The organism is Pannonibacter sp. Q-1, assembly GCF_054073275.1.
Genome location: NZ_JBSXNB010000016.1, coordinates 1 through 7512 on the forward strand (window position 1 = coordinate 1; position 7512 = coordinate 7512).

Annotated in this window: 7 protein-coding genes; 3 read left to right on the forward strand and 4 right to left on the reverse strand. The window is 60.1% G+C overall.

All coding sequences use genetic code 11. The annotated features are described in order from the left end of the window. Window positions 1-104 precede the first annotated feature (104 nt). The 4 genes from ACVNHC_RS24270 to ACVNHC_RS24285 are packed head-to-tail and all read right to left on the reverse strand — an operon-like array spanning window position 105 to window position 4727. On the reverse strand, window positions 105-1190 hold the full coding sequence (locus ACVNHC_RS24270; RefSeq protein WP_457169872.1) for an NAD(P)H-quinone oxidoreductase: 1086 nt from the start codon (window positions 1188-1190) through the stop codon (window positions 105-107). After that, a complete protein-coding gene (locus ACVNHC_RS24275) occupies window positions 1102-2892 on the reverse strand; it encodes an FAD-dependent monooxygenase (protein ID WP_457169873.1) in 1791 nt (596 codons plus the stop codon). Before ACVNHC_RS24275 ends, ACVNHC_RS24270 begins: the two co-directional genes overlap by 89 nt. Next, window positions 2849-3694 carry a fumarylacetoacetate hydrolase family protein gene (locus ACVNHC_RS24280; protein ID WP_457169874.1) on the reverse strand — a complete coding sequence of 282 codons (846 nt, stop codon included), beginning with the start codon at window positions 3692-3694 and terminating at the stop codon, window positions 2849-2851. The genes ACVNHC_RS24275 and ACVNHC_RS24280 overlap by 44 nt, the downstream gene beginning before the upstream one ends. Before the next feature lie 52 nt (window positions 3695-3746). Then, window positions 3747-4727: a VOC family protein gene (locus ACVNHC_RS24285; RefSeq protein ID WP_457169875.1), complete on the reverse strand. Its 981-nt coding sequence runs from the start codon at window positions 4725-4727 to the stop codon at window positions 3747-3749. Window positions 4728-5047: 320 nt separating this feature from the next. Here ACVNHC_RS24285 and ACVNHC_RS24290 point away from each other — a divergent pair, with 320 nt between their 5' ends. The 3 genes from ACVNHC_RS24290 (at window position 5048) to ACVNHC_RS24300 (ending at window position 7441) form a co-directional block, all read left to right on the forward strand. Continuing rightward, the gene (locus ACVNHC_RS24290; protein ID WP_457169876.1) at window positions 5048-5899 is read left to right on the forward strand and encodes a helix-turn-helix domain-containing protein; all 852 of its coding nucleotides are present in this window, start codon (window positions 5048-5050) and stop codon (window positions 5897-5899) included. A gap of 106 nt (window positions 5900-6005) precedes the next feature. After that, window positions 6006-6548, forward strand: coding sequence for a TRAP transporter small permease (locus ACVNHC_RS24295; protein ID WP_374628847.1), 543 nt, complete (start codon window positions 6006-6008; stop codon window positions 6546-6548). Between the two features lie 2 nt (window positions 6549-6550). Then, complete coding sequence (locus tag ACVNHC_RS24300) at window positions 6551-7441, forward strand: TRAP transporter large permease (protein WP_457169877.1); 891 nt, start codon at window positions 6551-6553, stop codon at window positions 7439-7441. Window positions 7442-7512: the final 71 nt, after the last annotated feature.

Here is a 7512-nt window from a genome sequence, read left to right on the forward strand (position 1 = left end):
AAGCCTGCTCCGGCGCCTGAACTTAACCATCTGACAAAAATAGCCTTTCCTAGCTATCTATGTCAGCCCCAAATAGAATTTCATGACTGTCCTCCCCTTGTCTCTCAGTCGTGAGTAACCCTGAGCATGATCTTGCCGATATGACTGTTGGCCTCCATCAAGCGATGCGCTGCAGCAGCATCCCGGAAGTCGAACTCCTGAGCGATGACCGGGCGTACCTCGCGGCCAAGCAAGGGCCAAACCTCTTTGCGAATGCTTTCCGCCACAAGGACTTTCCTGTCGAGCGGCAACGGGCGCAGCAAGGACCCGGTGATGCGGATCCGTTTGGCCATGACATCGCGAAGAGGGATGGCGAGCGCCGCCCCGCCGCCACCGGACAAGTGTGCGATCTGTCCGTCATCGGCCATCATCTTGAGATCCTGTTCCAGATGTGCGCCGGCGGACACGTCAAGCAGAGCGGAAATCCCGGCACCGCCCGTTGCATCCATCACCTTGGCGGCCAAATCCGGATCGCGGTAGGAAAACGCGGCATAGGCGCCAAATGCCCTGGCCGCCGCAACTTTCCCGTCACTTCCAGCTGTGGCAAGCACCTTGTAGCCCAGCGCCGACATGGCCTGCAGCGCAATATGGCCAACCCCGCTGGTGCCGCCGTGGAACAGCCCGAACTGGTCCTTTCCGAGCGACATCAGATGGAAAAAATTCCACCAGGCCGTGAAAACGGCTTCTGGAATGGCGGCGGCCTCACTGTCCGTGAGCTCATCCGGTACAGGCATCGTCAGCGTGGCACTCGCTACCGCATATTGACCATAGCCACCGCCCTGGACCAGTGCCATGACGCGGCCGCCTGCCGGGAGACCTTCCACACCATCGCCGAGCGCGGCGACCGTGCCGCAGACCTCAAGTCCCGGCACCGCATTGCCGTCACTATGCCGGCCGCCTGCCCGCTGATGCACATCGTGACGGTTTATCCCGGCAGCCGTGACACGGATCAAAACCTGTCCCGGTCCGGGCATCCCGACCGGGACGCGCTCCGGCACGAGAACATCGGGACCACCGGCGGCGGTGATGACAACAGCTGTCTGGGTTTCAGGTACCATCATCTCAGCCGGCCCCTTCCAGCTGGCTGTTTTCCGCCGGGCTTTCTGCGGCAGATCGCCCAATGGCGCGAGCTGCAGCCGCGCGAAGCTCATCCGGCGTTCCAGCGCCAGCCGATCTCCAAGCGACGTGGCCGTCAGGCCTGACAAGGACGGCGCCGTCTTTGGAGACGCCATAAAGCCTGCACCATTCGTCTGCGTTCACGGCCACATCTGTGCCGATCGCGTAGCAGGAGATGGGGAGGCCCAGGTCCTGCGCCGCCAACTGGCCGGCTGCCGTCCAGGCATTGCCATCCGGACCGGTGAGCAGCGTGAAGCCGCGATAATCGAAAAGGTCGATCAGCGACCGGCCTTCTTGCCCTTCGATCTCCATATGCGGCGCACGATGTCCAGGCCGTGCCGACGGCTCATAGGCCGTGACCGAGAACGCGGGCACAGGCGTGCCATCAGGGGTGATCAAGGAGGACTCGTAGTGAAACCCGAAGGTCTGGCCCGGATAGTCGAAATGCGCGCGTTGCTCCGGGATGCCTTCAGCCAGCTTGCCGCGGTTTTCGGCCCCCTCCGGTCCTTCCAGGTTCGCCAGCAGCAGGCTGTCGTTGGCCAGAATGCCGGAGAGCCCACGCTCAACCATGGCCAGGGCATTGCGGGCGCTCTGCTCGACATTGAACTTCGCCACGGGCCGCCGCTCAATGTTGTAACTGTCCAGGAGAGCTTCGGGCGCCGTCTTGTTCAGCACAAGGCTCAGCTTCCAGATCAGATTGTGCACATCGGCCACACCGGTGTTGAAGCCCTGCCCTCCGGTCGGCGGAAGCGGATGTGCCGCATCGCCTGCGATGAAGACGCGCCCCTGAGAAAACCGATCCGCGATGCGCGACTGCATGCGCCACGGCATGATGTTCTGAATCTCGATCGGGATGTCTTCATCTCCGATGACCGCCCGAAGTATCTTCAGGCAGCGTTCGGCCGTGAAGTCATCACGGGATTCATCTTCCCTGTAGCCGAAATTATAGGTCCAGCGGCTGCGGCCATCGAGTGAGATGAGAACCCCGGACGTGCGGGCATTGTAGATCCACCACAGCAGATAGGGCCGGTCTTCGACCAGCGCCCAGAGATCGGCATGGAAATAGATGCCGATCTGCTGCCCGATCGACCTTCCTTCCATTTCGATCCCAACCGCATCCCGCGTGCTGCTGCGCGGTCCGTCGGCGGCAATCAGATATTGTGCACGGGTGCGGCCGGTCCTGCCGGAACTGTCTGTCCAGTCCAGGGTCACTCCGGTGCCGTCCTGGTGAACAGCAGTGACCGTGTGCCCGAAGCTGACACTGACGCCGTCACAGGTTTCCGCATGCTCGCGCAGCACCGGCTCCAGCCGGTCCTGTGGGCAGGAGCGCTTGAAGACCGGGCTTTGAGAACGCTCGATCCTTGCCCATTCCGGGTTGCTTCGGGTCTCGATGACACCGATCTCGTCACCAGTCAGGCTTGTGACGAAAGCGATGCCTGCGTGCCGCTCGAGTGGAAGGGAAACCGCATCGACCGCTTCGGCCACGCCGAGCATCCGGAGGATTTCCATTGTCCGCGTGTTTACAACATGTCCGCGGGGATGAAACGATGTCGTGGCATTCTTTTCATAGAGTGCGCACGAGATCCCGAGATGCCCCAGCAGGTTTGCTGCGCTCAGCCCGACTGGGCCGCCGCCGATGACGGCGACGCCGGTCCGTACCTCAATCATGGGCCTGCTCCTGTATTCTGTTGGCTTAGCTCTCGTCCACGATGGTGTTCGACAGAGTTCCGATCCCATCGATTTCGACTTCGATCAGATCGCCGGGCTGCATGAAAACCTTCGGATCGCGGAAGTTTCCGACCCCGCTGGGCGTTCCGGTGGCGATGATGTCGCCAGGGACGAGATCGATGATGGCCGAGAGGTAGGAAATCAGGTCAGGGATCTGGAACGCCAGGTCACCAACCGACGTGTCTTGCATGACCTCGCCATTCAGGCGGGTCACCATCCGCGGCTTTGCCGGATCCCCCAGTTCTCCGGTAGTGGTGAGGCAGGGGCCCATCGAACCGGAACGCCAGAAGTTCTTGCCGCCCCAGAACTGGGTCGTATGACGCTGGAAGTCGCGGATCGAGCCGTCGTTAAAACAGGTGTATCCGGCGACATGTTCAAAGGCGGCATCCCTGGAGATATGGCGGCCGGCCTTGCCGATGACGACTGCGAACTCGCCCTCAAAGTCGAACATGTGTGAGGCGGCAGGACGCACGAGGGGCTGGCCATGACCAACGACAGAAGACGGATAGCGTGTGAAAATCGAAGGGTATTCCGGCCGGTCCCGGCCGGTTTCCTTGATGTGTCCCAGATAATTGAGACCGATGCAGATGATCTTGTCCGGATTGGGGATCGTCGGCAGCATCGTCACGTCCGCCAAGGCCAGGGTATCGCCGCCAGCGGATGAGAGCAACGTGAGCGCATCGCCCGCGATCAGGGCCCTCAGATCAGCAAACTGTCTGCGCAGGGCCTCGCCCGCGTCCACGACAGTATCGCCTTCGAGGCGGCCGTAGGAATGGATGCCGTTCGGCAATATATATGATGAAATCCGCAAGGATCGGTCTCCCCTTCATGAAGTCGCACGGAATGGCAGGTGAATGCCGGCATCATTCGCGGTGCACGACAGTGTCGAGCCACGCACAGTTCGGCCGTGGATTTGGAGCGCGAAAGCCCGAGCGGGCATTGTCCAGCCGCATCTTGCGCATCCGGGCCCGGATCTCATCATCTTCGGGAAGATACAGCCGCTCGTGCCCCCAGGTCGAAGGGCCTTCATGTGTCTCGAAAGGCTGCCAGGTCACGGGATCGACGACTTGCGCGCCCCAGCCGTATTCAACGAAGAAGTTGGAGGGGGTGTGCGTGTAGAAGCTCAGCATATGGTCATTGGAATGGCGGCCAAGCGAATAGGCCACGCCTTCCTCGCGTTCCTGGGCAAGGTCGTATCCCTGCCCCACATCATCCAGAGAGAGCAGCTCGACCATGAAGTGGTGAATGCCCTTGCGGCCGGAACCGACCATCGCAAAACTGTGATGCCGGCCGTTCACGTGAAAAAAGTAGAGCGGATAGGGCGTCAGGCCGAAGTCGGTGACGCGAAATCCCAGCAGGTCGCGGTAGAAGCTCAGGATGCCTTCGACATCGGCGACATGCAGCACCGCATGCCCCATGCCGAGGGACCCGGTCTTGAACCCGGAAATCGGGCGGCCCGAGAGAAACGGGTCGCTTGCAATCTCCGGCCCGCAGAAGACCTCCAGCCGGTTGCCGTCGGGATCGCAGAACGAGATGAGGCGGGCAACGTGCCGTTGACCGGCAAGGCCAGCGTCGTGCCAGGTGACCTTGACCCTGTTGTTCTCAAGCCTGGATGCCAGAGCGTCCAGATCGTCCGGTGTGTTCACCTCCCAGCCCATGAAGGCCAGGTCCTCTTCACCTTCCCCGGTCACGATGAGCCGTTGTTTGCGGTCATCCATGCGGTAAAGGCTCATGCTGCCGCCCTGATCCACTTTCTGCATGCCGAGAAGATCAGTGGCGAAGCCGTCCCAGTCGCCGAGTTTCTTGGAGTTAATACCGATGTAGCCGAGTGACGTGATGGGCATAGGCTGTCTCCTCCTCGCGTGTGCAGGCGGCCGGATATGGATCGCCCTGCGCACCACCGGCTCCGAACAACCCGTCCGGCGGTAGCGGGCACCGTCTTGCGACATCTAGCCCCCCATCCGCCGTGATGCTCTCACAAAATAGAATTTGTCCGGCCAGCGAACATTTTGGACGTCCTGATGGCCATGAAGCGGCTATTCTGAAAAGGAGGAAACCTCTAACATAATGTTTTTGTTATTTTTATTTAGGATCAACCCTTGCGGAAAGGGCCTCAAGATCTGACAGCATACTAAACAAATCGCTTTACTCCCCATTTTTCAACGTGCAAGCTGAGCGGGCTGGAAGTGAAATCAGGTTATGGGAGGAACCTATTTCTGAACCATCGATCAAAGCGTTAGAGCGCGGTGTTGCCGTGCTTCGGGCCATCAACCAGTTCAACGGGGCAAAGCCGGGCGAGATTGCGAAGGCAACCGGGATTCCGCGTCCATCCGTCTACAGGCTTCTGAAAACGCTTGAGGAGATGGAGCTGATCTCTCGAGACCATTTCTCGAACCGCTGGCGTCCAACGCTTCATGTGAAGTCGCTCAGTTCCGGGTATCGCGAGGAGGACTGGGTTTGCCAGATCGCGGTTCCCCATATGATCGAACTCGGCCGCGACGTGCTTTGGCCGCTTGATCTCGTGACCTTGAGAAACAGTCACATGGAAGTCCGTGAATCGACGCACAAGATCAGCCCCTATTCCGTGAACCACGGCATGGTCGGCAGACAGTTGCCATTGGTCGAAACCTCCAGCGGACGGGCGCTGCTTGCCTACATGCCGGAAGAGGACCGGACGGCACTGCTCAATCTTTTGACGGAGACGAACGGGCGGACTGCCCCCTTCATGACCAGGGATGGCCCGCTGCACGCCATTCTGGTGAAAGTCCGGGAACTGGGAGTGGGCTACCGGATCGCGGATTTCACACCTGAAACCGGCAGCATTTCAGCCCCGATCTGGTACGAGGACAAGGTTTTCGCCTGTCTCACCCTGATCTGGCTGACCAGTGCAATGCCCTTCAGCAAGGGCCTTCAGCTTTACCGCGAAAAGCTCTTGCGCACCGCCGATGCGATAACGCGCGACCTGGTTGGACGGCTGTCCTCGGCCGAGGTGAAACGGCTTCGGGCCGGAGGCTGACTTGTTTTGGAAGTGTTCGCTGTCCGAACACACACAAGAAAGGGGTAAATCGGGATCCGTTTGACCGGTAAAGCGGCAGTTGGGTTGTTCTCAGGGAGGGAGACAGATGAACAAACTGGATGCCTATTTGCGCCGTGGCGCGAAATGGCTGGCACTGCTCGGGTTCGCGGGACTGTTGATGCTGGCGGTCATGACCACGGTTGATGCCTTGCTGCGATCGTTCTTCTCGGCCCCGATCCATGGTGTGAACGACGTCAGCGCCGTCGTCATGGCTGTGGTCATCGCCAGCTGTATCCCGGCCAATCTCGCAGACAGACGGAACATCTCGATCGAAGTTCTGGGCGCGATGCTTGGATTTCGGGCCAACAAACTGCTCCAGCTGTTCTCCAGCCTTGTCGTCTTCATGGTCATCACGGTGATGGCTTGGCAGTTCATTCCCTTCGTGGAAGGCACTTACACAAGCGAACGGCGGACCTGGGTGTTGGCCTGGCCGATCTGGCCCTGGTGGAGCGTCGCCACCGCGTTCCTTTACTACGCGGCGCTCATTCAGGCCTTAAACGTTATCAAGGACATAGCCAGTTTGTTCGATCATCGGACGGCCAAAGATCTTCACGGTTTGAACGATACGGCACCGGGCGGGGGAGCATAAGGATGGATCCTGTAACGATCGCCGTCATCGGGCTAATCTGCATGTTCGTTCTGATTTTGCTGCATGTCCCCATTGGTGTGACCATGGCAGTTGTCGGGGTCGGCGGCTTTGCCGCGATTGCCGGATGGGCGCCTGCAGTCAAACTCCTGGCCTCCGAGCCGGCGGCAACAATGGCCAACCTCGATCTGGCGGTCATTCCGCTGTTCATGTTGATGGGAAGCCTGGCCGCCACAAGCGGATTGGCGAAAGACATCTTCGAAACGGCGGAAGCTCTGGTTGGCCATCGCCCCGGAGGGCTGGCGGCTACGACCATCGTTGCCAGCGCCGGGTTCGGCGCGGTCTGCGGATCTTCGGTGGCAACGACAGCCACATTCGGACGGGTCGCCCTGCCGGAAATGATCGCCCGCGGATATTCCAAGGGAAGCTCGGCCGGTGCGGTTGCGGCCGGAGGCACCTTGGGGATCATCGTGCCGCCTTCGAGCATCATGGTCCTCTATGGCGTCCTGACCGAAGTGTCCGTCCTGAAACTCTTCTCCGCTGCAATCCTCCCTGCCCTCTTGTCTGTCTTGCTGTATCTGACAGCCATCTGGATCGTCGCCTGGCGCAATCCTGATGCGATGCCGGGGTCGGACAAACTGCCCCTGCGCGACCGTGTTCGTGCATTGGGCCGGTCCTGGGGGGCGATTGCTCTCGCGGTGATCGTTCTGGGAGGGATCTACTCCGGCGTTTTCACGGTGAATGAGGCGGCAGCGGTCGGTGTGGTCTTCGCCTTCTTCTTCGCACTCGGCCGCGGCAAGCTGAACCGCACCACCTTTCTTTCGGTCCTGTCAGAAGCCAGTTCTGCCACTGTCATGATCTACATCATCGTGTTCGGCGCGATGATATTCTCATAGGGGCTGACATAGATAGCTAGGAAAGGCTATTTTTGTCAGATGGTTAAGTTCAGGCGCCGGAGCAGGCTTCC

What these genes read in the sequence shown, in the direction of transcription:
- ACVNHC_RS24270 (WP_457169872.1), bottom strand. Translation starts at nt 1,190, where the DNA reads ATGAGCTTCGCGCGGCTGCAGCTCGCGCCATTGGGCGATCTGCCGCAG.
- ACVNHC_RS24275 (WP_457169873.1), bottom strand. Translation starts at nt 2,892, where the DNA reads ATGGGATCGGAACTCTGTCGAACACCATCGTGGACGAGAGCTAAGCCA.
- ACVNHC_RS24285 (WP_457169875.1), bottom strand. Translation starts at nt 4,727, where the DNA reads ATGCCCATCACGTCACTCGGCTACATCGGTATTAACTCCAAGAAACTC.
- ACVNHC_RS24295 (WP_374628847.1), top strand. Translation starts at nt 6,006, where the DNA reads ATGAACAAACTGGATGCCTATTTGCGCCGTGGCGCGAAATGGCTGGCA.
- ACVNHC_RS24300 (WP_457169877.1), top strand. Translation starts at nt 6,551, where the DNA reads ATGGATCCTGTAACGATCGCCGTCATCGGGCTAATCTGCATGTTCGTT.